24 protein-coding genes, 1 tRNA gene and 2 pseudogenes are annotated in these 22672 nt (G+C 45.3%); 8 read left to right on the forward strand and 19 right to left on the reverse strand.

The window, feature by feature from the left end; all coding sequences use genetic code 11:
• From B7L70_RS06615 to B7L70_RS06645, 8 genes and pseudogenes are all read right to left on the reverse strand, one after another.
• A pseudogene (locus B7L70_RS06615) lies at nt 1–849 on the reverse strand (hypothetical protein); the annotation flags it as partial.
• Nucleotides 824–1009, reverse strand: coding sequence for a hypothetical protein (locus B7L70_RS13375; RefSeq protein WP_162009119.1), 186 nt, complete (start codon nt 1007–1009; stop codon nt 824–826). The gene B7L70_RS13375 and the pseudogene B7L70_RS06615, both read right to left, overlap by 26 nt.
• Nucleotides 1010–1329: 320 nt before the next feature.
• Nucleotides 1330–2037, reverse strand: a complete 708-nt coding sequence (locus tag B7L70_RS06620) for an HAD family hydrolase (RefSeq protein WP_081227092.1) — start codon at nt 2035–2037, stop codon at nt 1330–1332.
• Nucleotides 2038–2068: 31 nt separating this feature from the next.
• The gene (locus B7L70_RS06625; RefSeq protein ID WP_081227093.1) at nt 2069–2782 is read right to left on the reverse strand and encodes a DUF47 domain-containing protein; all 714 of its coding nucleotides are present in this window, start codon (nt 2780–2782) and stop codon (nt 2069–2071) included.
• Nucleotides 2783–3063: 281 nt separating this feature from the next.
• Nucleotides 3064–3516, reverse strand: a complete 453-nt coding sequence (locus B7L70_RS06630) for a hypothetical protein (protein ID WP_081227094.1) — start codon at nt 3514–3516, stop codon at nt 3064–3066.
• A 70-nt stretch (nt 3517–3586) separates the two neighbouring features.
• Nucleotides 3587–4942: a RuvB-like helicase gene (locus tag B7L70_RS06635; RefSeq protein WP_081227095.1), complete on the reverse strand. Its 1356-nt coding sequence runs from the start codon at nt 4940–4942 to the stop codon at nt 3587–3589.
• A gap of 112 nt (nt 4943–5054) precedes the next feature.
• A complete protein-coding gene (locus tag B7L70_RS06640) occupies nt 5055–6356 on the reverse strand; it encodes an MBL fold metallo-hydrolase (RefSeq protein ID WP_081227096.1) in 1302 nt (433 codons plus the stop codon).
• Between the two features lie 55 nt (nt 6357–6411).
• Entirely contained in the window at nt 6412–7650 is a 1239-nt protein-coding gene (locus B7L70_RS06645; RefSeq protein ID WP_081227097.1) for a radical SAM protein, read from the reverse strand.
• A 158-nt stretch (nt 7651–7808) separates the two neighbouring features.
• Between B7L70_RS06645 and B7L70_RS06650 the strand changes: the two genes are divergently transcribed.
• The 3 genes from B7L70_RS06650 to endA are packed head-to-tail and all read left to right on the forward strand — an operon-like array spanning nt 7809 to nt 9141.
• The gene (locus B7L70_RS06650) at nt 7809–8111 is read left to right on the forward strand and encodes a hypothetical protein (RefSeq protein ID WP_101940251.1); all 303 of its coding nucleotides are present in this window, start codon (nt 7809–7811) and stop codon (nt 8109–8111) included.
• A 37-nt stretch (nt 8112–8148) separates the two neighbouring features.
• Entirely contained in the window at nt 8149–8553 is a 405-nt protein-coding gene (locus B7L70_RS06655; protein WP_081227099.1) for a hypothetical protein, read from the forward strand.
• A gap of 21 nt (nt 8554–8574) precedes the next feature.
• Entirely contained in the window at nt 8575–9141 is a 567-nt protein-coding gene (endA, locus tag B7L70_RS06660) for a tRNA-intron lyase (RefSeq protein WP_369907340.1), read from the forward strand.
• Here the strand turns inward: endA and B7L70_RS06665 are convergent.
• Nucleotides 9111–9866 (reverse strand): hypothetical protein, encoded by a 756-nt coding sequence (locus B7L70_RS06665; RefSeq protein WP_143701566.1) that lies wholly within the window; start codon nt 9864–9866, stop codon nt 9111–9113. The genes endA and B7L70_RS06665 overlap by 31 nt on opposite strands.
• A gap of 414 nt (nt 9867–10280) precedes the next feature.
• Nucleotides 10281–10547, reverse strand: a complete 267-nt coding sequence (locus B7L70_RS13025) for a hypothetical protein (RefSeq protein ID WP_143701567.1) — start codon at nt 10545–10547, stop codon at nt 10281–10283.
• Between the two features lie 63 nt (nt 10548–10610).
• Between B7L70_RS13025 and B7L70_RS06670 the strand changes: the two genes are divergently transcribed.
• Together B7L70_RS06670 and B7L70_RS06675 are read left to right on the forward strand one after the other, a co-directional pair.
• Nucleotides 10611–11738 (forward strand): hypothetical protein, encoded by a 1128-nt coding sequence (locus tag B7L70_RS06670; protein WP_101940252.1) that lies wholly within the window; start codon nt 10611–10613, stop codon nt 11736–11738.
• Nucleotides 11680–12051, forward strand: coding sequence for a hypothetical protein (locus B7L70_RS06675; protein ID WP_081227102.1), 372 nt, complete (start codon nt 11680–11682; stop codon nt 12049–12051). The genes B7L70_RS06670 and B7L70_RS06675 overlap by 59 nt, the downstream gene beginning before the upstream one ends.
• Here the strand turns inward: B7L70_RS06675 and B7L70_RS06680 are convergent.
• Together B7L70_RS06680 and B7L70_RS06685 are read right to left on the reverse strand one after the other, a co-directional pair.
• A tRNA-Ser gene (locus B7L70_RS06680) sits at nt 12033–12129 on the reverse strand. The genes B7L70_RS06675 and B7L70_RS06680 overlap by 19 nt on opposite strands.
• Before the next feature lie 125 nt (nt 12130–12254).
• Complete coding sequence (locus tag B7L70_RS06685; RefSeq protein WP_238376136.1) at nt 12255–13577, reverse strand: thermopsin; 1323 nt, start codon at nt 13575–13577, stop codon at nt 12255–12257.
• Nucleotides 13578–13655: 78 nt separating this feature from the next.
• Between B7L70_RS06685 and B7L70_RS06690 the strand changes: the two genes are divergently transcribed.
• The 3 genes from B7L70_RS06690 (at nt 13656) to B7L70_RS06705 (ending at nt 17204) form a co-directional block, all read left to right on the forward strand.
• Complete coding sequence (locus tag B7L70_RS06690; protein WP_238376137.1) at nt 13656–14339, forward strand: MFS transporter; 684 nt, start codon at nt 13656–13658, stop codon at nt 14337–14339.
• Nucleotides 14340–14407: 68 nt separating this feature from the next.
• Nucleotides 14408–16348: an RNA-guided endonuclease TnpB family protein gene (locus tag B7L70_RS06695; RefSeq protein ID WP_238376138.1), complete on the forward strand. Its 1941-nt coding sequence runs from the start codon at nt 14408–14410 to the stop codon at nt 16346–16348.
• A gap of 34 nt (nt 16349–16382) precedes the next feature.
• Nucleotides 16383–17204, forward strand: a complete 822-nt coding sequence (locus tag B7L70_RS06705) for an EamA family transporter (protein WP_081227104.1) — start codon at nt 16383–16385, stop codon at nt 17202–17204.
• A gap of 33 nt (nt 17205–17237) precedes the next feature.
• On the opposite strand, the gene B7L70_RS06710 is transcribed toward B7L70_RS06705, so the two are convergent.
• From B7L70_RS06710 to B7L70_RS06740, 7 genes and pseudogenes are all read right to left on the reverse strand, one after another.
• Nucleotides 17238–17672, reverse strand: a complete 435-nt coding sequence (locus B7L70_RS06710; RefSeq protein ID WP_081227105.1) for a DUF1634 domain-containing protein — start codon at nt 17670–17672, stop codon at nt 17238–17240.
• Entirely contained in the window at nt 17665–18672 is a 1008-nt protein-coding gene (locus tag B7L70_RS06715) for a sulfite exporter TauE/SafE family protein (RefSeq protein WP_081227106.1), read from the reverse strand. Before B7L70_RS06715 ends, B7L70_RS06710 begins: the two co-directional genes overlap by 8 nt.
• Before the next feature lie 170 nt (nt 18673–18842).
• The gene (locus B7L70_RS06720; protein WP_143701568.1) at nt 18843–19208 is read right to left on the reverse strand and encodes a hypothetical protein; all 366 of its coding nucleotides are present in this window, start codon (nt 19206–19208) and stop codon (nt 18843–18845) included.
• A gap of 183 nt (nt 19209–19391) precedes the next feature.
• Complete coding sequence (locus B7L70_RS06725; protein WP_143701569.1) at nt 19392–20762, reverse strand: LAGLIDADG family homing endonuclease; 1371 nt, start codon at nt 20760–20762, stop codon at nt 19392–19394.
• Nucleotides 20749–20922 carry a hypothetical protein gene (locus tag B7L70_RS13380; protein WP_162009120.1) on the reverse strand — a complete coding sequence of 58 codons (174 nt, stop codon included), beginning with the start codon at nt 20920–20922 and terminating at the stop codon, nt 20749–20751. Before B7L70_RS13380 ends, B7L70_RS06725 begins: the two co-directional genes overlap by 14 nt.
• Nucleotides 20923–21305: 383 nt before the next feature.
• Nucleotides 21306–21872 carry an amidohydrolase family protein gene (locus B7L70_RS06735; protein WP_081227110.1) on the reverse strand — a complete coding sequence of 189 codons (567 nt, stop codon included), beginning with the start codon at nt 21870–21872 and terminating at the stop codon, nt 21306–21308.
• A 6-nt stretch (nt 21873–21878) separates the two neighbouring features.
• A pseudogene (locus B7L70_RS06740) lies at nt 21879–22672 on the reverse strand (APC family permease); the annotation flags it as partial.

Genomic DNA, 22672 nt, shown 5'->3' on the forward strand with positions numbered 1-22672 from the left:
CCTAAACTCCCTAGTGCTTGTCACATTCACGTAATTACCGCTCGGTAATGCGAATCTAGGCTTGAGCCTCTCAATAATCGCATTCCTAACCTTCTCATACCTCCTAGCCAACCTACCGAAGTCAGTCCTTATCATGTAGAGCTGTGGCGTTAAGTATTGCTTGTTCCATTTCGCTACTTTGTCCACAGTGGTTTCGATGTCAATCCTGCCCACTGCTACCGTGTTCTCGTTGATGTCGAAGGCGATGATTGATTTTGGCTCCTCCTCCCTAGGCTTTATCTCGAAGATGAATATGGCATACCACTTGTTTGCCCTTCTCTTAACAATCAACGTTGACGCTAATTCCGCCTCTCCTCTCAAAACCCTCCACCAGTATTGCCAGAAGCGCTTGTGAGGTCTAATCCAAACCTCCTTCCTCCCACCGGGTAAGGATAGCTCAAGCCTAACTGGGGCTATTGATTTAACGAACTCCTCATAACTCCAAGTCGTTACGACAAACCTAATAGATACGTTTTTAACCTCCGGATAGGGCTTATACGCCAAGCCCCTCTTTTTCCTCTCAACGAATGATTTCGCGATCTCAGACGCCTGCCTAATCGCCTGGAGGACTAATTGTGAGTTCAAGCCTTGATGCTCCAGCCTATACTTGCGATAAAACAGCCTATGGAGTTTCACTGTACTCGTGACATTGTTCTCAACGGCGTATTCAACAACCTCACGAACAATGCCTAGGTACACAGACTCAACGGAGTAGAGCAACCTATTGAGCTCCCTAGTGACTTCCAACTCGACAGCCACAGCCCTACGTAGTGGTTTCCTTGTTTCATTGGTTGTGGTTTGTGGTGGCATGCCCATCACCTAGGCATTTCCTCACCCCCATTGCTTTACCGCCACACAGTTCTGATACCATACGCACCCGATGGGCATGGCTCCATAACCCGCAATCAACACCTCCGTAAGCCAACAGCCAAGCCATTACATAGACACCCAAACCCACACCAACAATCACTTTAACAACTAGGCTTATAAGGCACTACGAACATGGGCACAAACAGAAACACCAACCACAATGTTGTCTCTACTGTTTTTATGTCTTTCTTTCATGTGTTTGTGCTTTGTTCCCCGTGGGTGTGGGTTTGTGGGGCCGCTCGGGCTAGGGGCTTCCACTGCGTGGCATCTTTTTGAGTCGTCTTCATCTTCGTATTTCGTTTGATTCTGACCTCCTCCCCGCCCTAAAGGGCGAGGTTTGCCGTTTGTTATCATAGTTAATATTCCTATTCTCATTCTCCATTAAGAATGAGAATATTAATAACTATTAATATGCATTACCTAACCATAATGGCACGCAAGCAACCGCAACAGCTCAAATAATGATTTAATAACATAGTCAGGTCTTGGATTCATCAAATTGGGTTTCAGTGTGCCATACCTATCAATTATTACTGTACACATACCCACAGCCTTAGCCCCAGGAATATCACTGCCTGGCTTATCACCAACATAAATTGCCTCATTGCCTTTGATGTTAATAATCTTGAGGGCTTCAAGGAAGGGTTGAGGAGATGGCTTTACCTGCTCTGTATCGTCCCCTGCAATTATTACTACATCAAATAGATTTAGGATCCCATCTCGATTAATCCTGCCTCTTTTTAATCCAGGTTCGCCATCCGTATTCGTTATCAAACCCACCACATACCCACACCTCTTTAATGCCTTCAGTGTTGGTATCACGTCAGAAAATACCCTACTTTCTGAGGACCAAGAATTCCAATAAATCCTCACCAACTCATTAATTTCACCAGGGTTTAACACAATGCCTAATGAATTGGCCATTTCCCTGAACCAAATCCTCCTATCAAATACACCATTAGCCTCCATCCTAGTCTCCACATTCTTGATTGCCTCAAGCACCAATGCCTCATTTAAGCCGTGGTTTTGCGCTACTCTAGTAGCGACAGTACGGCGCGCATGATTCCTGGCATTATTTGCATCGATGAGTGTGTCGTCATAGTCAAAGAATACGGCCTTTATGTTCACCGAAGATTTATGTTAAGTTATTATTTTTGTGTTACGTACCGTAGGTGCTGATTAGGGTTAGTAGCATGTAGGCTATGTCCTTTATTGAGTCGAGCACATCATCTATACCAAATATTAAGCTTGTGTTACTCATGAATTCCAGGTAAGTTAATTCCTTGGCATTTGAATAAAGTTTATCCAGCGCTGAATCCTTTATGTCGTCGACCTCCTCCTCAAGCTTCTGTATACCCATGACCATTACCCTAATGTCGCTAAAGCTCTTTGTGTTTAAGTCATTGATTACTTCAATGAGGTTTTTCAGCGCCTCCTTACCTATCCTCAACATTTCGAGAAACTCCTCACCAAGGAATTTCCTGACAGGGTCCGTGTTGCATAGGAAGTATGTTCGCCTGAGTTCCCTGGATAATACGTGAATACCGTCGAGGACATCATCGGATTTATTTAAAATGGTATCCATTATGGATGCAGTCGTTATTGGAACTGCACCCTTGAGTATCTCATCGTTTACCTGCCTAACTATCTCGTCACCCTCGCGCTCAAGGGCAGCTATCTCCCTCATGCCCTCAGAAACCTTGGTCTTACTTATGTTATTGTTCTCCACCGCGCTCAAAACCATGCTCTCAAGTATGTCAAGAGCCCTTTGGCTAAGTCTTAGATGTGTAACTAACTTATCCAGGAACTCCCTCTCTCCAACGTACAGTGGCGACAATATCTTGCCCCAAAAATCCCTTATTATTCTAGACATTTGAGCTTAAATATAACTAAAAATTGGTATAAAAACCAATTCCTTAAATGGGATCAAGATGTGATGAGAAGGAACCCAACGGATCGGTGATGGAGGATCGCCGCTACTGATTAAAGAGGAGGAGGCCGGCTGCAGCATGCATTTAAATCAAGAAACCAACCTCTTTTGAGGTAGGTGGTTCATCATCGCGTCTTAGTAGTTAAAAGATGGTGCACGATTTTAAGTTTAGCTGAATCGCCAAAATTTAAAATTAATAGATTGCAATTATTGTAATGCGGGGGTTATAGTTTTGCAATGACCATGTAGAATTTACCAATTTGCTTACACACGGATGGTACACTACCTATCCTCAATGTTGCAATGCAAGGCTCGCCACCGCCAACCTTAGTACCTATGTCGAGTAGGTCCTTATCATTAACCTTAGTTTTTATGATTCCTGCGTTATCGATTGGGTATACGGCAAGGTAATCCTTACCCATGTACTTGAACTGCATTTCCATACCGTAAACTTCATAATACCGAGAACCGCCAGCCTCAGCCTCCCTGACCCTTAATCTCACGGTTACGGGATTTCCCTGGGTATCGGTGGTGCGATAGACAACGTGTGCCCCATCCCTCTCAAGCATTGACCAATCCCTACCTGCCAGGTAAACTATGGCGTGGATGTTTATTGGGACTGTTACCAACCTAGTGACCGTGTATATCGCCTGGACGACATCATTCATGCTAAGCATGATATATCACCAATCAGCAGGGTTTCCTCTCCTTTTAATCTTAACTCTTCCTCAACCGCAGAATTTCATTTTAACGCAGGAAGTAGTTCTCATACTCCTTAACGTATTGAACACTCTCCTTAACGCTGAGGAATAGCCTTTTAACGTACTCAACATCATCCTTCATAACCTCCTTATGCCCAACTTCCTGCGCCCTAAGTTGCGCAGGGGTTAGGAGCTGTATTGCGTACCTAAGGCTTTCCTCGGTACCGATCTTTGTTAATTCCTCGAGTGCATCATTAGACAGTGATACCTTCTCCTCCCTAGCCCTTATCTTTATTATCTCCCTAACCTCATCCGCTGTGTATGGCTTAGTCCTAATTATAATCAACCTATCTAGCATGTCGAGTGGGACACCGTGAGGCGACTCAACATCTGTACCCCTAATCTTCGTTATACCCCTATTGGTGGCTAGTATGATGATCGGGCTTAACTCGCTCTCCATAGCCCTGCTTAGGTAGGCCCAGGTCTCGATATCGAGCATGTGAACATCATCGATGAATAAGACACCAGGCGCCAACTCGCCCTTACCATCATTTATGACCTTCATCACGAACTCATCAACGGCCCTCCTAACCTCATTTGGTATCTCCCTCTCCTCAGTGGCAAAGCCGAATATCATGGCGCTCAACAGACCCTGTTGCCTAGCCTGGTAAATATCTAAATCATTTAGCGTGAAGAACCTGGTTATCTCCTTCTCCTTATAGACAGGTCCCTTGGGTACCTCAGTCTTCCTCTTAACGTATATGTCGTATGTCTCACCACCCTCACCCTTACCCTGGATAAAGACCCTCCCGGTTTCCTCATCGATCCAAATAACATCGCCCTCCTCAACGCCTAACTCAATGAGTTGCTCAGCAATCTCGGCAGGTACTTTCAATCTCTTCTCCTCATCCTTCGTGGCGAGGGTTATGGTTGCACTCCTGGGTACCTGAACATATGGGTTATATGGGTGTTTACCGAATTGATAGTCAATACCCTTAACAACGCCCTCATAAACCCTACGCCACTCACGTATCCTAACACCTATTGCACTCCTAAGGGCTCTGGTTAGGAACTCGGTCTTCTTAACCTCCACACTATAGACCTCGGCAGCGCTTATCTGGATAAACGGTGTGTCTAAACCAAGCTCCCTAGCAATACCTATAGCCAGCGCAGTCTTACCCGTCCCAGTCGGTCCAACAATGAGCACGCCCTTACCCCCAAACTTACCCGCCTTTATCATCTTAACAACGTAGTAGGCAGCCTCCCTAGCATCAGTCTGTCCAACAAAGCCATCTGCTGAGAACTGGACCTTTCCATCTCTAACACCCAAACCCTTTATGTGGCTATGCAATCCGATCCTCTCAAACGATGACTTAACCTCCTCAATCTTTATCTGCGACATAACGATACCCGTCCCAGCAAGGCTATTTAAATCCTTTTATCGTAATCATTGCACGTTATTACTAAGTCTTATATTACTTCAGGGTGATCAACAAAATGCGGACGTAATATTATTATCTATGCGCGTTCACGATTATCGACTCATCACTTGTGGGTACGTGGATATTATCGATGCCGTACTTATCCTTCAACCTATCTAGGAATTGAAGGGCCTTTATTGCCTCCGTATGTACGAGCAATATCTTGGTATCCGGGTTAAAGTGTCTAATGAATGTCTCAAGCTCAGCCCTACCACTGTGGGAGCTGAAATCAAACCAATAAAGTTTAGCCTCAAGAACAACCTCGCTCTTATCAACGAATGCCCTGCCCCTAGTCAATAACTCAAAACCAGGCGTGTCTGGTGCTTGGTAGCTTGGTAATATTACGGCATTCCTACGATCCTTACCTAACCTCTTTAGGTAATAGACTGCGGCTCCACCCTTAAGCATACCTGCAGGTGATATTATTATGACTGGCTCCTTCGTTAGGGAGCGTCTTTGGTAATCCGCAGCAATTTCAAGGCTGTTCTCCACAGCCTTCATATAAAGCTCCGGATTAGCCAAGTAATGCGGGTATCTAGCTACCACCTGATTCGCCAGTCTGGCTAGTCCATCTATTATGATGGGGTAATCAACGCCGTTTTTGTAAAGTGTAATCAATATTTCCTGGGCTCTACCTATTGTGAACACTGGTATCAATACAGAACCGCCTCCTTCGATTGTCTCCCTAATGACTTTAATGAAGTCCCTCTCAACCTCCTCCCTAGGTGGGTGCGTGTTCATTACGTAGGTACCCTCCATAATTACAACATCGACATCCCTAGGTATGCTTCCCAGGTCGGCACCGCGCAATAGGTTTGTTTGTGCTAAATTGAAATCACCCGTGAACAGCACCCTGGCACCATTAATCTCCAAAATCGTTATCATACTACCTGGTACATGACCCGCATTAACGAAGTATGCCCTAACGTCATTTGCCACATCTATATCCTCACCATAGGTAACTGGTATTGCGTGATCAAGCACAGCCTTTATCTCCTCATCCTCATACGGCAGGTAATAACCGCTTAACTTGATGGCATCCTTAAACATTATATCAGCCAACTCAAGTGTTAATGGTGTTGCGTAGACAGGGGGCGGCGAACTAACGTATAGGCCTGGCAAAGCGCCGCAATGATCAAGGTGCGAGTGGCTCAGGAAAACGGCAGCAAGATCCCTAGGCCTCACGTGACCCGGCATGACTGGTCTATCGTTCTCATCAAAGTTAACTCCATAATCGAATAGGAACCCTTTATCCATAGTCGCATCCTTAACGAACACCGCCATCCTACCAACCTCACCACCGCCTCCAAGAACCTTTATCAACAAATTAACCATTTTCCCAAATTACGGGTAGGTAAGCCGGTTTTTTACCTTTATTGTGTTGCTTAAATTAATAATTTGCATTGAGCACGGCAGATTCGAAATCCTTAGCTATCCTAACCTGCCAGGGGCTTAGGTTAACCTCACCAAGTCTCCATAGGTTTACCAACGATTTCATTGTGCACAGTGGATCCATGGACCACACATCTCCGTTGAGCACCCCAGCCCTAACCCTACATCCACCGCAGTACCTTAGGTATGGGCACCTCATGCATTGTGACGCACCATAATCCCTATTCCTAAGCCTAATCACAAGTTCACTATTTAGCCTAGGCCTTAACCAAATCTCCGTAAGCCTCTCCCTCCTGACATTACCCATTGGTTTATCATTGAAGAATTGGCATGGGTAGACATCACCATTCGGGTATATTGACATAACCTTTCTACCAGCACTACAGGCACCCATTCTACTAACAAGCCTAAGCTTTCTCATGAACTCATCCTCATCATTACTCGCTAATAAAGCTGCCACGACACCATCTGCTGGATTATCTACTGTGAGGATCTCAACATCGGGATACTTCTTAGCCACATCAATAAGTTTTGCGAGGAACCTGAATAATTGGTCGGGTGTTGGTATTAGGTTGATAATGCCCCTACCCCTACCACTGGGCACCAGGTGGTAAAAGGCAACCCTAGATATTCCTAGTTTATGGGCCAACTCAACAACCTCCTGTGCGTGGTCTATGTTTAGCTTGGTAACCGTGGTTCTAATGCCAACGGGTATTCCAGCCTCCATAACATTCCTAATACCCCTAATGGCCAAGTCCCAAGCACCAGGAACACCCCTTATCTTATCGTGGATCACTGGTATGGGTGAGTCAATGCTAATGCCGACGTATTGTGCATTCAATTCCTTAAGTTTAGCAGCCCAATCCCTGGTTATTAACGTACCATTCGTACTTAGGGATACCTTGATGCCATACTCACCAGCCCTCTTCATAATCTCAACAATGTCTTCCCTAACTAACGGCTCGCCACCGCTTATGATGAGCAATGGCGTCCTAAGTTCATGCGCGTCCTCAACAACCCTCAACGCCTCCTCCGTGCTCAACTCATCCCTGGACAAGCCCTGTATTGCATTTATGTAACAATGCACACACCTTAGGTTGCATCTATAGGTGATGTTCCAAAATATAAGGGGTTTACCTATGTCCGTGAATTCCCTATCACCCTTAACATAATCGTGACCCTTAATCGATAAACTAACGGTACCACCGCCAACTACAATATTCGTTATATTAATCATAAACAACCCAAACAGCAGGTTATGTTGCTTAATAAATCCTTAGTTGCACCTATTTAGGTAAAATAACACCAAGTGTGTGATTTAGTGCTATGTGATTATTACGTAATTAATACCATATACTTAAATCCTTTAATACGGCAAACATACAATCACCTAAGGTGGATGGGGCACTCTGTGAGGTTTGTGAGGAGGAGCCTGCAATTGCCAGATGCCGTATTTGCGGTAGGTTAGTGTGTGCTAAGGATTTCGAGGCATCACTGGGTATATGCAGGGTTTGCCTAAGCACGTTATGCCAAATCTGCCACGAGAGGTTGGCTGTGGGTCACTGTGCTAGGTGCGGTAGGTTGGTGTGTAGGAGGGATAGTGTTAGGGTTGGGTTGAGTAGGTATTGTATTGATTGTGCAAGGGCGTTAGGTATTCTTCCCTCAATAAGGCAGGGAGAGGTTGGGGATCTGGATTAAGGATAAGTATTAAAATGAAGCACATAACCTAATCTCGATGAGTGAAAGCAAGCCAGGTGAGAGTAAATCCAGCGAAGGTGCGTCTCAACGGAGACTATTAATACCAAGCTTCCTAACACCCAGCGGGATTAAGGGCGAGGAGAAGAAGGAGAGGCGTGAAAGGAGGTTGAGGATTAGGCGTAGGAGCGATGTTGATGAAGGAAAGGCGAAGATACATCCAGAGGTTTTGAAGGAGCTTGGTATTGAGGATGAGGTTGAGATAGTCCTAGTTGGTGGTGGATCTAGGGAGAGGAAGTACGTGCTTAAGGTAATACCTAGTGAAGATGTGCCGAGGAATGAGGTTTGGTGCAATGAGGAGGAGATGAGAAGATTGGGTGTTGCGGACAATAGCATTGCCACAATACGTAAGCCACTGGGTCCTAAGGAGGAGAAAGAGACTTAAAGGTTCGCACACGGGGTCTCAATGGGCCTCATGGTCTTTAGGGGGTATTTAGTAGGTAGTGCTGTGGTTGTTGCGGATATTAATGAAGCAAGGAGCCTATACTCTATGGGTTTTTATGGGAAGTTTGTCGGTGAGGATAAGGTCAAATTGAATGAAGTTAATAATGTGAGCTCACCATTGCAATTATCAATAACCGAAGCCCTATACCTGGTGGATAAGGGATTGCTTAAGGTCTATGACCGTGACGGTAACGAACTAGGTAGAGATGCTCTTGTAAAGATTGGTAGGGATACCGTGGCAAACTTCGACCAAGTCTACACAATATACATGGAATTAAGGGATGGAGGTTTCGTAGTAAAGAGCGGTCTCAAGTTTGGTTCATTATTCGCAGTCTACGAGAGAGGTCCAGGAATAGACCACGCACCTATACTTCTCCACTTTATAGAACCTAGGAGGGCTGTCACTGCGCTGGATATAACGAGGGCTGCCAGGTTAAGTCACTCAGTCAATAAGAGGTTTGTTTTAGCTACGCAGAGCGATGCTGATGGCAAGATGCATTACATCGCTTTCGAATGGTTTAGGGCTTGAAAATTCGATTTCTTAAGGATTACGATAATCAGCACCGCTACCACCACAATCAATGCAAGGCTGTAGTAGCCTATGGGTTGCGCCATAATTGTGCATGCACTGCTCGTGGGTATTAATAGCCTTGGTGTTACACCGAGAATGTTAGTTGATGTCGCTATTTCCTGCCCATCGTATTTAATTAGAATATGTGCTAATGGCTCCGGTAAATTCAGTGAATCCCTCACCACGAATTGTGCGTATTTTGCATCAACTATAGCCGTTAATTCAGGCCCTGTTATGCTTAATGGCATTTCCAGTGGGTATTTGATACCGCCTATTGTTACGTTAGTTACTTCAGAGCCCATGGGTAGCCATCCAAGGTGCTCCGTAATTATGGGCGTATTGTTTATGGTGTATAACGTTAACGAGACATTATACTCCCTAACCCAATCAACTGCTAACTGAATTGGTAGGTTTATTAACAATACTATCGAGTTCCCACTAACCACATAATGGGTTGCATTGGTTAGGAACTTGGCAAACACCAACCTGGTGTCGTTATTGAAATAGATTGCTGTCTTTGGCACGGTAATATTAACGATAGAATTCGCTAAGTACCAACCACTCATATTCGTTACTTGATTCGATTCATCGATTACCTGAAGCCAATAGTACCTAGCCCAGTTGTAACTCACCACATACGACCCATTCATTAACAACTCAAGCGATGAATTACCCACAGGCATGCCATTCACCCAAATACCTGTAAGCCTCACCAACGTGTTATTACCAAAATTAACAACCCTTTCCGTAGTTAATAATACTCGAGAGCCCGTGAGTACCGGTACTCCCTAGTGTAGTCAAACCTACCCCTCTGGACCTCCCGGATATTATCCAGGCATCTATGGGCCTATGAACTTCACTGCGTTGTAGCCCGCTCTCATTAACTCCAACTCCGCAATAATCTTGCTCACGGTTGATTACTCAGAGAGGGTTTATCAAGAGGCCATGACCCAATGCCTGAAGCCGTGGTGCACGGATGATTGCCGAGGTGCAGGTTGGGTTTCAATTGGATGCCTAGTGAATTGCTTGTCGTCATTAAGCTAAGGTTCACAAACCCCAATTGGGCTGTGTTTAAACACGAGGGATGTTTGCGCCTCTCACGTCAGTGTTATTTTTGGTAGTTTCCCTATTATTTTCCTTGGTGCGTGTTGTTGTGTTGTGTGTTTGTTGTGTTTGTAGTTGCTCTTCATGAGTATTGTGCGCATTATTAGCGTTGCTGTTTTGTGCCCGTGTTCGTAGTGCCTTATAAACCTAGTTGTTAAAATAATTGTTGGGTGTGGAGTGGCCGTTTGCATGGCTGTTGACGTATCGAGGAGTTGATTGCCAACTGTGGAGCTTCGTTTATAGTAAGTGCGTGGAATCAAAACTATGCAGCGAGTTAGCCAAAACACTCACGGATAAACTGAAAAAACATAGGTGCTTCGGTTATGCACCTAATTGAGTGCATCGCCAAGGGTGGGTTTAAAATCAATGGGCCGTCCATAAAGGACAAAGGCCCGATGGTCAATGAGGAGAGTTTAAAGCCAAGCAACGAGACCTCCCTGCCTCGACCCACCCAGGCAGGGAGGACAAAGCCATGCACCGAGTTAATAAAACAAGCAATGAGGTGCCTAGGCAATGGAGACAAGGATTGCGTCATGAGGAAGATCGAAGAGGCAATAAAGACAGACTGCCACAACGGCCATGCGGTGGGCAAGGAGGTTGCTGACGGGGTTAGGGAGTTGGTGCATAAGTTGTGGCTAAGGAACAATGATGAGGAAAGGTGCGAGTTTCTAAGAATGCTTAAGAGTCTTAATGTGTCGAGAACTTGGGCCACAAGGGCAGTACATAGGACAATTCATTATTTAGATGAACTACTCGCCAGGTGTGGCATCGATTGGGAAAACAGAACAACGAGGAACAGCGTTATCGAGAACATCGAGGGTTTGCTAAGAGAGAGGTTTGGCTGGAGCGAGGTCAAGATGTGTGAGGAGTTGTGGCGGTTCGTCGGTGTTAATGTTAATGAGTTTAGGAAATATGATATAGAGCCGTGTAGTTGGCTAAGCGGTTTAGAACTGCTAAGCGACTTAAGATGCCCGTATTGGCTTGGGATGGCTAAGAGCGACCTGGTGGTTTGGAAACACGATAATAAAATTAGATTGAGATTAAGTACTACGAATGCTATTGATGCCATATTCTTCCCGACATTATTAGGCGCTGTCAAGAAACCAAGCCTAAATATTGAATTTGAAAGAGGAGCACCGTCCGCGAAATACGTACGTAAAGCAATTGCTTTAGGATACTACGTAGACCTAGGCATCGATAAGTGGCCGTGGCCTGAGCTAAGCGCCAATGAACTCGAGAAAGTACTCAATAGCTTCAGTGATGAGGAGCTTGCAAAATACGTGGCTGGCGAGATCGATGGGGATGGGACAGTGTGGTATGACCATGAGAATGGCTATGTTGCTGTGTTTATTTCGGCCTGTAAAAAAATGTCCGAAGAGGATGGTGCTCGATGTGTTGAAGGAGGTTATCGCCGAGAGGTTCGGCATCGTTGGAGGCGATGGGTCGCTTAGAACAAACGATGCCTTGGTGTTCTACAACAGAAACGCCGTTAGGTTGCTTAGGTTGATTAGACCATTTGTTCATCACCTGCTCCGCCGCCTAAGGGCTGAGTTAATCCTGGCGCTTTATGACGGAAGAATAAACCTTGACGAGTTCAAGAGACTCTATGAACAAACAGAGTACGAACAAGGGAAGGATGACATCAAGAGGAACCGCGGCTTGGAAGCCCTCGCCCGAGCGGCCCCACAAACCCACACCCACGGGGAACAAGCCCACCAACCCCATAAAAAGGAATTGAATGAGAACGCCCCGACCGGGATTTGAACTCGGGCCCCCTTGCGGGGACAGGATTGCTTGTGTTTCAATCTCAAGTCCTGCGCCTTGGACCTGGCTCGGCCACCCCGGCATGTGATAATTGTCTTCACCGTTTTGCTTTTCTCCGTAAGTGTATGGTATGGCTTATTACTCAATAAATGATGCCGTGGGTTTCCCGATTTATTATTCAGTTACTCAATGAACGGCATTAATCAGACACTTGTGCCATTTAGTAAATAGTTGTTGATTACTAAGAAACTTATGTAATCGGCATTAGTTAAGGGCCCCAGGTACTCATTACCTGCCATTAACTTAACAACGGCGGGACCTATAGCCTCCTCTCCAACGTTCACTATCGTCTCGCCGGTATCACTACCAAAGCTCCAGGCTGTTGGTACGGGAAATAACCTATTGCTTGGCCCTAGATAATAAAGCGACAGAGATGCGTTTACTTCATTTGCAAACACTGTGGCGCCACAACCTGGCCCACCAATTATGAATTCTGAATCAATCAGGTAACCTAGTGGTGAGTATTCCGAACCATTAACGACTAAGTACGGTCCCCAATCCGGTCTTAATAATAATGTGACGTTATCAACAAGCTCTTTAATTCCGTTCATTGAGTAACTGAATAATAAATCGGGAAACCCATTGGGTGTATTGTTTACGCTTATGGTTAGGTTTATTGCCAATGGTGTGGTGTATGGTGTCCAATTACCCATGTATGCATATGCTGTATTATTTATTACGGAGCCTCTTCCGATAATATAGAGTGGGTTCATTATTAGGGACTCACTGCTCATATTCCAAACATTAACTAATGGCAGCAATAATTCGTTCTTTGGATCTATTATCATCACGTTCTGCAACCAATAATACTGTGTGTGACCGTTAACACTTAGCTCAAGGACTGCATTAAGCTGTAATGAGAAGGAACCTGGTGGTAAGGATTGGCAGTTGGTTATTGTTGTAATTACTGCCTCATTTATTACCGCACTGCCCAGGAATTCCCTTGTTATGTAAGAGTATGGTATGTAACCATTGACCGTTGGGGCAAGCCCATAGTCAACAATACCAATCGGTGCATTAATGAGGGCTGTTGGGTAGTGCCGCATTATGGCTAGTACGGCATTGATCGCTATCGAGCCGTTGTTTACGACAATGACGTAGTAAGTACCCTGAGGTACGTAAACCGTAGTATTCATTGATGACCCAACAAACATAAACAATGGCTGGTACTGCCCACCTGATCTTAACTCATCATAACCTGTTTGATTTAGTATTTGAAGAATTACCCTAGAACTAGCCCACATATAAAGCCCTAGTGGTCCAGGTCCTGAAACCTCAATGGAGTAATAACCGCCTGGTGGCAAGTACATGGTGTATGTTCCGGACCCAAGCACATGGCTATAAATCACTGCATAGTTCAGTGGGTACGTTGCTATTCCGTAATTATTAATCCAGGGGTTCAACTGTTGATACGTACCATTGGGCAGAAACACGAGGATCGCCAGTAATACCGGTAGCAATGGCACAATACTTCAATACATACACATTAATAAGTGCGTCTCTCTGCAATACTTAAAAGCAGGTCGTCCCATCAGTACTAAGAAATGGAACTAAGCAATAAACTCGCCTTAATAGGTGCCATCAGGTCGCTCGGTGGTTCTCTCCTGTGGTCCTTCACGGGATTCGCACTGTATCAGTATTACAAATTACCTTTAACGTCGGTTTCTCTATTCTACGTGGCGCAGGCGATTGTTAGTTCGATAGCGTTTATTGTTAGTGGGTATTTGACGGATCTCCTTGGTAGGGTTAAAACAATGGTTGTTTCATCGGTAATATCATCAATGGTGATATTAATAGCCTTCATAATAAACAAGCCCCTCATTGTTATAATCATGGTATTAATACAATCCTTCTTTAACAATGCCTATGGTGTGGCTAACACATCACTGGTTGGTGATTACGCAATTGGTTTTTCATCACTAATTAGGTACTTCAGTAGGTTGAGGGTTGGGATAAATGCTGGATGGGCTATTGGTCCAGCCATTGGTGGTTTACTCTATGAGATTTATGGCTTCAGATTATTACTGCTGCTTGGTTCATTAATACCACTTGCTGCCCTTCCATTATTAGTTTCATTACCCGAGACTGGGCGTATCCCTGAGCGTGGACTCACGTTTCACGTTAATAGGCGATCCGCGCTTTTTCTGATACCGTCATTCCTAACCTTCCTAGTGATGGGTCAATTGGGCTTTCCCCTATTGACAAAATGGTCAAGTCTCGCCCTTTAGGGTGGGGTTGCTTCACTGTGTGGGGGCTCAGTATCAGGTTTATAAAACTCTGCCTTGCTGGTTGGCTGGTGCCTGGGTTGGTGCCTCCGAGAGGAGGTTTGGTTTCTTTGGATGAATTAGTGGGTCGATTACCCACCCTTTTCGCCAACCCGGGCACTCCCTCTTCTTCTAAGTCAAGTAATGTGCGTACGGTTAGGTTGAGGCTTCTGCCTAGTGGCGCTCAGGAGAGGAGACTGCGAAGGCTAGCAGATGCCACTGCCAAGTTATGGAATGAGCTTAATTATGCTAGATTGGTGCAATATAGGGAAACGGGTAGGGTTGATTTCGAGGGTACAGAGCATGAGTTCTACCATAGGTATAGGGATAGGCTTGGCGTAAACGCTGGGGTTGCTATTCAGCTAAACAACAATGCTTGGAAGTCATACTTCGAACTACTCAAGCTGTACAGGCAGGGCGAGCTGCCGAAGTTCATGAATAAGCCATCACCACCTGGCTTCTGGAAGGACAAGCTACTAGGCAAGAGGAGGTTAATCATTTTAGTTAGGAACGATAGGTATTACATCGAGCCTATCAATGGTGGGGAAGGATACATAATCCTCAGGGACTGGGGCTTGAGGATAAAGTATGCAGGAAGGATAAAGTGGTCTGGTAAACAAGGCACGCTTGTAATCAAGCTTGAGGATAACAGATGGTTCGCATACGTGCCCATTGAGGTTGGCGCCAAACCAGCAAAGAGTAACCCAAAGGGCTACGTGAGGGGCATCCACGAGAAAATACAAATCGAGAATCCTAGGGGTAGTAATAAGGCTTTCATAGACATTGGCTTGAACAACCTGTTCGCAGTGATCTTCAATCACAGTGATACTGCGATTTTAATCAAGGGCTCGACAATAAAGGCGGAGTATTACTACTGGAAGAGGGAGGTCAAGACCTACCAATCAATTAGGGATTGGTTGAGGAACCACGGATTCGAGTCATGGAAAAAGTACCACACTCATTACTTACACGCGGTTTACAAGAGGAGGGAGAGGCTTAGGCACTACTACAGGACAGCCATTAGGTTCTTGGCGAGGGCAATGCATGAAATGGGCGTTGATGAGGTCTTCATCGGCTACCCATACCTAGTTAGCCAAGACAATGGTAATGAGTTCAACACCAATATTTGGTGGTTCAACAAAATCATTAAATGGCTCAGCGAAGTATTGCAGGAGTATGGAATCAAACTCAACATAGTGAATGAGTACGGAACAAGCAAACAATGCTCAATATGCAACATGGAGCACGAAAACGGTAGGGTAAAGAGGGGATTGTACATATGCCCATTAACGGGCATAAAAATCAACGCAGACATAAACGCAGCAAGAAACATAGCAAAAAGAGTCGGTTACAAAACACCAATACCAAAGAAAATACTAAGCTACATAATAACAAGCAATGGCGTGAAACCAATAACCCCCAAAAGAGGGAGTAACGGTCGAGACCCCCAAGGTGGAAACCCTACCCTTCAGGGCGAGAAGGGGGTCATTTACTATAATGTGCATGATGGATTAAGCACCTTCATGGTAGGAATACTTTACATGGAGAATGGGTTGCTCGTAGTATTTTTACAGGACTTAATAGGTAGGTACCTGAAGAGACCAAGCTTGATAGCCCTTGGTATGGTAATTTACGGCATCAGCTACCTAGCCGTTGCCTTCATCCCAAACTTCACATGGGCTATTGTGGACATGTTCTTCATAACCCTGGCAGAAATGATCGTTTCACCAATATCACAAAGCATTGCCAACATGCTTGCGGACCCCAAGGCGAGGGGTAGGTATATGGGGCTCTATAGCCTAGTCACGGGTTTAGGCAGGACCATAGCCTCCTCAGTATCTAGCCTCCTCATGCCATACGCATTAAGGGAGCCGTTGGCATTATGGGGCTTTGTACTCGTAATAGCCGCACTATCCTCAGGTATTTACTTGAACGTTACAAAAGGCGCATTAACTGTGCAAAGAAGTGCGTAATACTAAAAATTAACCATTATATGCGCCCTACCTCGTGGGTTGGAGGAGGTTATGGCCTGGCTTTTACATAATCATCGCCGCATCCCTTTGGTCAACAATTGGTGTTGTAAGCGTCCTTAGTACGAACCCGATTGTCTTGCCTGTATTTAGATCGATCTTTGCATCGATTGTGGCTTTATTTATACGTAGATCCTTGAATAGGTCATCATTAATGGCCGGTTTGGCATTGGGTGTATTATTTGCTGCGTATCCAATAGCGGCAGTAATAGCCGGTGTTGGTTTAGCAGCATTTCTGCTTTACACAGCACCTCTATGGGCAACGTTGATTGCGCTAATCCTGGGCGAGAGACCAGGTATTAAGGGTGTCCTGGGTGTTTCCCTGGTTTTAGTTGCAATAGTGCTGATTGGTGCCCAATCAATCAGCGGTGCCATTAATCCCCTCGGCGTAGCTCTAGGCCTGCTCTCTGGTATATCCTATGGGTCGTACATAGCCATTGCCAGGTATTATGCCAGAGGTGGTAATGAGATTGATGTTTCATGGGGTGCTATACCGTATACGTTGATAATAACGGTACCTGTGGCTCTGGTATATTCATTTATAACACATACGTGGAGGCTCATGGCAAAGCCCATTCTTTGGGGTGCATACCTGGGTATAGTGACTACGGTCATTCCATATAGGTTCTTCGCCATGGGGGTTTCTAAGGTGAAGGCTTCGACAGCGTCTGTAATAGCCACGGTGGAACCCGTGTTAGCCGCCCTCTGGGGTTTTCTGTTCTTTAATCAAGTACCCACAGCATTAACACTTATTGCCTATATCCTAATAATAATGGCCTCAGTAATAGTATCATTTTAAGGGTATGCATGGTTAAAATAATGATGTTTATCATCAACGTTGTGGGCAAAGTATTCTGAGTAGTTGGTAATTTGCGTGTAGGTGCATTATTGATGGCAAAATAAATATCGCAAGCATGAGGTTTATGAAAACCACCGTTGTTATAAGCACATAAAGCCAATCCCTCTCCATGGCGAATGATGCAACACCAAGTGCAACCCTAAGTACGGGTGTGGCTATGAGGACCATGAGACCTAAGATTACGAATGACAATGGATCCAGGTAAGGCAACCTAGATAATGCATAGCCTGGGGGTATGACTGTGGTGTTTATTGGAGATGTGGGTGACATGACTAGGTTTTCACTACATCCAAGGGCCTCGCCCTTAACGTGAAACAGAACTATACCTATTAGTATTAGGGCTATGCTTATTATAACGCCATACCTAAGCGTCAACCCGATTATGTAATCCATATCCCACCTAGGCATTACCACCACCCATAACCACGCCCTCTCTATTTGGTTTACGGGCAAGCACTCCATAGCGGTAATACAACAGTGACATAACTATTGCCGTGAATATAAGGCTCAATGCGTACTGTGTCGCCACAGGTATCGTTATTATGTGATCCATGTATAGACCCTTGAGGAGCATCTCCATACCCAGGAAGGCAAGTATTGCCAGGAAGACCCATCTAACCTGCTTGTTCGTTATCCTAACGAGAATCTTGGTACCAGACATCGCACCTATTAAAACCCCTATTGCTGTTACAGCAGCCATCATGGGCTGTATGTAACCAAAGTACCAATAGAGGGCGCTACCCGTTGCTGCTGTCACTCCTATCATGAAGTTGCTTGTTGTTGTGCTAACCTTCATTGGCAGGTTCATGGCCCAGTCCATACCGAGAACCTTTAGGGCGCCACTACCAATACCGAGCAAACCACTAATAAAACCAGCAAAGAACATTATCAACTCACCCAACCACCAACGAACACCCCAATACTTAACCTCAGTCTTTAGGGCCTCATCATAGTAACTACCGTATAGCTTGAAGACCTTTGTTGTCCAATCGGGTGGTCTTGGGTCGGGTATTTCGTACTTACCCCTCTGGGCTGTCGGTATTATTGACGTTAATATCACTATTCCAAACACCACATAAACTATCCAGGCAAGACCATGGCTATAAATAAAGGCTGCCGTGAGTGAACCCACGATCGAGCCCGTGGTTGTGGCTATCTCAAGCCCCATACCAATCCTAACATTCGTTATCTTATCCCTAATGTACGCACTAGCCGCCCCACTGGATGTGGCTATTGTCGATATCAATGATGCACCCGCGGCGTAAGCTATCGGTATACCGAGGAATAGGGTTAATAGCGGCACAAGTACTGTACCACCTCCAAGCCCTGTGAGTGACCCTAGTAATCCAGCAATTATGCTAAATACAAGCAATTCAATGCAGCATAATATGGTTTTAAGCAGCACCATTCTAACGATTGGCATGTTATAACCTTAAAAAACTAACTCATACCGAGGGCTAGCTCGGTAATTCTACAGGTCTTAATCACAAACCTTAATTAAATAGTATGAACCAGATCTTAAAATATGACATACCTTTTAACCAGGTTATTGTTTATTTAAAGTAAAACGAAAATAAATTACATACCAAACTCCCTAAGCTTATCAGTTATTGTCGGTGTTACATCGTATATCTTATTGATCAATTCCACTTCATCAACCTTGACAAGGTTACTATTATTAACTATGAATTCCCCATTAACCAATACATCATTAATCTCACGACCACTTAAAGCCGTTATTACGGTCTCCATTGAGTCATGTATGGGCAGGATCCTCGGATCATCAAGCCTGAGCGTTACGAGGTCAGCCCTATACCCAGGCCTCATGACGCCAACATTATCGTTAATTAAACGACCACCCCAACCCGTTAGTGCACGCATTAACGTTATAGTGTTGAATGACGATTTATCATAGTTTATACCAATAGTTAATGCCTTACCCACAGTCCTGGCCACCCGAGCCAGGCCCAAGGCGATCCCTACGGGACTAACCGTGGGGACCCGAACGGGACTTGAGATCAAAAAGACGGGTAATCCCGTCCTCGCAAGGGGCTCGGGTTCGAATCCCGGCGGCTGTACCAACGAATTTTGTTCTATGTTTCTCGGTTTGGGTTTTGGAAAATTGTTTTAATCCTCGTGGGTGTGGGTTTGTGGGGCTGCTCTCGTTAGGGCTTCTAGGGCGTGGTTCCTCTTGATGTCTGGCTTCCCGCGTTTGTACTTTGTTGGTTCGTAGAGTCTCTCGAACTCCTCGGGGCTTATCCTCCCGTCGTAAAGCGCCAAAATTAGCTCGGCCCTTAAACGGCGAAGTGGATGGTGTATGTACCTAGTGATGAGTCTAAGTAGCCTAACGGCGTTCTTGCCTTTGAACGTTAATACATCCTCTGTTTTGTATGTTCCAACGATGCCGAACCTCTCGGCAATTACCTCCTTCAGCACGTCGATTATTCTCTTCGGGCAAGCTTTACATGTTGAAATTTCTACATAGGCAGTTCCCTCATACCACACTGACCCATCTCCATCGATTTCGCCTGCTATGAACTCCGCAAGCTCCTTATCACCGAAGTTCTCGATTATTTCTTTGAGCTCGTTTGCGTTTAATTTAATCAGCCAGGGCCATTCATTAACGCCTAGGGCTATGTAAAATGATAAGCCGATTGATTTAGATACGTGTTTCATACCCGGCGCTGCTTTCCACTCGATTTTTATGCTCGGCGTCTTGACCATGCTTAGTATCTTTGCAAAGAATACAGCGTCAATGCTATTTGTAGTGCTTATTATCAATTCGATTGCACTACTACGTCTCCTAACTGCCAAGTCGCTGACCCTCAATCCGAGCCAATACGGGTTTTTCAAGTCATTTAGCGTCTCTAGACCATTGAGCCAAACGCACGGCTCCACACCGTATTTCCTAAAGGCTTCAATATCAACACCGACGAACCGCCACAACTCCTCGCACATCCTAATTTCATTCCAACCAAACCTCTCCCTCAGTAGGTCCTCGATTTCTTCAACGACGTTATTCCTTGCCATCCTACTCTCCCCATCAATGTTGCATCTAGCGAGCCACGTATTAAGTGCTTTATTGCTTCTATGTAACGCATCCCTAACCCAACCCTTTGATATGTCGAGATCCCTAAACATCCTTAGCAACTCACACCTAAACTCATTATCGCCACTGCTAGCAAGCCATAACTCATGAACCACATCCTTAACCTTGCCCACAACTTCCCTACCAACTACATAGCCATTGTGGCAGTCTGCCTTTATTAACTCCTCGATCTTCCTCATGGTGCAGTTCTTGTCGTTGTTTTCTAGGCATTTTGTTGCTTGTTTTATTAATTCTGTGCATGGCTTTATCCTCCCTGCCTGGGTGGGTTGAGGCAGGGAGGTCTCGTCTCTTGTTTCTAGGTTGTTTCCCTGACTCATCGGGCCTTTGTCCTTTGTGGACGGCCCGTTGGTTTTGAACCCACCCACAGCAAAGCACTCACCTAGGTGCATTGTCGAAACACCTATGTTTCCTAAGTTCACCCACAAGCATTTTAGCCAACTCACTGCATAGTTTTGATTCCACGCACTTATTATGGACGTAATTCCACAGTTGGCAATCAACTCCTCGATACGTCATTAACCATGCTATTACGTAGTCTCCCCAACCCACACCAATAATCATTTCAACAACAAGGCTTATAAGGCACTACGAACATAGGCATAAAACAACACCAACCACACAATAATGGCAACCACAACAAACGCCTAATCCAAACAACACGTGCCGAGGAAAATAATGGAGAAACTACCAAAGGTAGTATTGGCGTGAGGAACGGCGAACCGCCCAAACAAACCCAAGGCACAACCACAAGAGACAGGTTCAAATCCCGGCGGGCCCACCATGAATTTTGTTTGCTTCTTGTTTCCTACGATGAGTGCTATATTGGTTAGTACTTCGGGGCAGGGGATTGGCTGTGTAATGAGGTGGTGTCGAGGGTTATGTTTAATTGCACATTACGTGTTGCGTGCTTCTGCGTGTTCTTATTTCGAAATCTATATTAATGAGTAGCTCCCATAATTCGTCAAGGGCGGTAGTAAATCCTCAACCCTACGAATGACCTCCTTAGTATCTAATAATTTGTTCTCGCCAATGTCGAAGGTTGATGGCGTAATAATTCCTCTAATACCAACCTCATTGACGGCCCTAGTTAATTCGAGAGGCTTGGGTGCGCCAGCCTCTATGAAGGTGGTTATGCCATTTTTAACCATACCGATTACGCTGACTAGGCTTGATAGGTAGGCTAGGTCGTCCGTGAGTAGGTCCTCGAAGGGTATTAAGAGCTTTGTCCAAATCTGAGGCAGTGAGAGCCTCCTATCGTTTACGAATGACCTCAGGAAAACCTGCTGTGTGTGGGTGTGGGCGTCAATTAGCCCGGGCATCAGTATGTGCTTACCTCTCTCAATGATCTCCTCAGCCTTAAAGTTGCTCATTACCCTATCGGCCCTATCAACGCTGACTATTACCCCATCCTTAATGGCCACGGCACCATCCTCAATAACTAATGGATTCCCCATTGTTATTACGTACTTAGCCCTAATGATTAAATCAACAGATTCCATTCTTAATCACTCGGGCGGTATCTCTATGTAGGACACTGATATGTCTATACCATACCTTCTAAGGTTAATTACTCTAGAGACCATGTAGGCCGCCACGCCCAGTACGAAGGCGCCCATTATCACGCCATATGCCAACCAATTGCCTCCCCATATCTGTGGGTAAGCCAGGAACTCGTAGTCCAGGTATAGGAAAACCAGGAATTGTAGTACACCGGATATGGCTAAGGCAATCCTGACCCTATTACTTAGCTCCCTCCTCCTCATTGCTATGATTACCGCGGCGATACCTACAAGGGCTAGGTAGGTTAATGGACCAACCTCAGTGCTGTACAATGCCGTGAACGTTTGGTAGAATATGCCAGTAGCCATTATCAATACCGCAGTCACTACTAAATCCGTTATATGTGCGTATATTGGTGTTCCAAACCTTGGGCTTAGGTAGGCGAATGCGCTTGGCCAGACCCTGTCGAAGGCTAGGGCGAACCAATACCTAACGACGACGATTGCACCATAGGCCAAAACAGCCAGGTACCAAACAACCGAGGATAGGCCTATGAGCCACTTAATAATTGCATTATTTGAAATCGCCATGGCCACGGTCCAGAAATTAAGGATTGCATTAACATTGGGGTTTGCGAGAGCCTCTGTAGTGAATTTAAAACCTAGCGAATAATAGAGGGCTTCGAAACCTAGCGTCGCCAGGATCATTGTTGTAATCGCAGCAGTAGGTACGTTAAACTTAATGGCTGACTTACCCCTGATCTCGGATGCTATTGCGGGACCTGCCATCAACCATGGGT

The sequence above is a fragment of the Vulcanisaeta sp. EB80 genome (genome assembly GCF_002078205.2).